Source organism: Sphingopyxis sp. (genome assembly GCF_035250425.1).
GTDB lineage: Bacteria > Pseudomonadota > Alphaproteobacteria > Sphingomonadales > Sphingomonadaceae > Sphingopyxis.
On sequence record NZ_DATFFD010000228.1, the window covers coordinates 1 to 2,303 of the forward strand.

Below are 2,303 nucleotides of genomic sequence, written 5' to 3' on the forward strand. Positions count from 1 at the left end.
GCGGGCCGCTACGAACCCGGCACGCCGCCCGGCGCCAAGCCGCGCGCCGCCGCGCCCGCGATCCCCGAACAGGGCACGACGCATTTCGTCACCGTCGACGCGGCGGGCAATGTCGTCTCGATGACCTCGACCATCGAAAGCATCTTCGGCAGCCAGCTGATCGCGGGCGGCTATTTCCTCAACAACGAGCTCACCGATTTCGACCTCGCGCCGACCGAGGGCGGCGTCCCGACCGCTAACCGCATCGAAGCGGGCAAGCGTCCGCTTTCCTCGATGTCGCCGACGATCGTCTATGGTCCCGACGGCAAGGTCGTGCTCGCGGTAGGATCGGCGGGGGGCAAGCGCATCATCATGCACGTCACCAAGGTGCTGATCGGCGTGCTCGACTGGGGGCTCGATGCAAAATCGGCGATGGAACTGCCCAATCTGTTCTTTGGCAAGGGCGGCGTGCTGATCGAGAATAATGAAGCGGGGCAGGCGATCGCCGCGAAGATGAAACCTTTCGGCTACAGCTTCACCGCGACCAGCCTGGGGTCGAAACTCAACGCGGTCGAGCGCACCGCGGCGGGCTGGCGCGGCGCCGCCGATCCGCGCGGCCCTGGCAGCTCGTCGATCGACGGCGCGCCGGCACAGAATTGATCAACGATAACAAAAGAAACAACGAAATCTCCCTGGAGAGAGACAGAATGAAGCTCGAAAATCCCCATCTCGACCATTTTCCAAGTCTGGTCGCGATGTTCTTCGACCGCGCGGGGCGTGGCGGCGAAGATCCCTTTCTGTGGCGCAAGGCCGACCGCGCGTGGCAGCCGCTGAGCTGGCGGCAGGTCGCCAATCAAGTGGCGGCGCTCGCGCACAATCTGCGCGAACTCGGCCTCAAGGAAGGCGACCGGGTGGTGCTGGTCAGCGAGAACCGGCCCGAATGGTGCATCGCCGACCTTGGCATCATGGCCGCGGGATGCATCACCGTGCCGACCTACACCACCAACACCGAACGCGATCACCAGCATATCCTCGACAACAGCGGCGCCAAGGCGGTGATCGTCTCGACCGCAAAGCTCGCGCGCGGACTGATGCCAGCGGTGATGCGTTCCGACGCGCATATCGTCATCAGCATGGAAAGCCTGCGCGTCGGCCAGCAGGGCGATGTCGCGATCCACGACTGGGCGCCGCTGGTCGAGGGCGGCGAGGCGTTTCTCGACGAGACCAAGGCACGCGCCGCGACGATGACGCGCGACGATACCGCCTGCCTTATCTACACCAGCGGCACCGGCGGCGCACCGCGCGGGGTGATGCAGCATCATGGCGCGATTCTGCACAATGCCGCGGGCGCCGCCGAGGTGCTCGTCAATGATTTCGGCATCGGCGACGAGGAAGTGTTCCTGTCGTTCCTGCCATTGAGCCACGCCTATGAACATTCGGGCGGCCAGTTCCTGCCGATCATGGTCGGCGCGCAAATCTATTACAGCGAGGGGCTCGAAAAACTCGTTTCGAACATCGAGGAGACGCGCCCGACGATCATGGTTGTTGTGCCGCGCCTGTTCGAAGTGATCCGCGCGCGGATGATCAAATCGGTCGAGAAACAGGGCAAGCTCGCGAACTGGATGTTGGGTCAGGCGCTGCGCGTCGGCGAGAAGGATTATGAGCGCCGCATGGGCGTGCTCGATCGGCCGGTCGACATCATCCTCGACAAATTGTTCCGGCCAAAGATCCAGAAACGCTTCGGCGGCCGGATGAAGGCGCTGGTGTCGGGCGGCGCGCCGCTCAACCCCGAAATCGGCGTCTTCTTTCACTCGATCGGGCTGACCTTGCTGCAGGGCTATGGCCAGACCGAAGCGGGACCCGTCATCAGCTGCAACCGCCCGAGCGCGGGGATCAAGATGGACACCGTCGGTCCGCCGCTGATGAACACCGAGGTGCGCATCGCCGACGACGGTGAGATACTGGTGCGCGGCGAACTGGTGATGAAGGGATATTGGCGCAACAAGGCCGAGACCGAACGTGTGCTTGTGTCGAACCCGGCCGAACCCGAAAAAGGTCCCTGGCTCCACACTGGCGACATCGGCCATATCGATGGGCAAGGCCGCATCGTTATCACCGATCGCAAGAAGGACCTGATCGTCAACGACAAGGGCGACAATGTCTCGCCGCAGCGCGTCGAGGGCATGCTGACGCTCCAGCCCGAAATCCTGCAGGCGATGGTCTATGGCGACAAGCGCCCGCACCTCGTCGGCATCCTTGTCCCCGATCCCGAATGGATGGCCGAATGGGCCGAGGCCGAAGGTTTGCCCAAGGATCTTGTGCGC

The 2,303-nt window shown here is 63.8% G+C and carries 2 protein-coding genes; both read left to right on the top strand.

The window, feature by feature from the left end; genetic code table 11:
- A partial coding sequence (locus tag VJ811_RS13565; RefSeq protein WP_324073194.1) for a gamma-glutamyltransferase occupies positions 1–639 on the top strand: 639 nt, incomplete at its 5' end.
- A 47-nt stretch (positions 640–686) separates the two neighbouring features.
- Positions 687–2,303 (top strand): long-chain fatty acid--CoA ligase (locus tag VJ811_RS13570; RefSeq protein ID WP_324073196.1); only part of this gene is annotated, 1,617 nt, incomplete at its 3' end.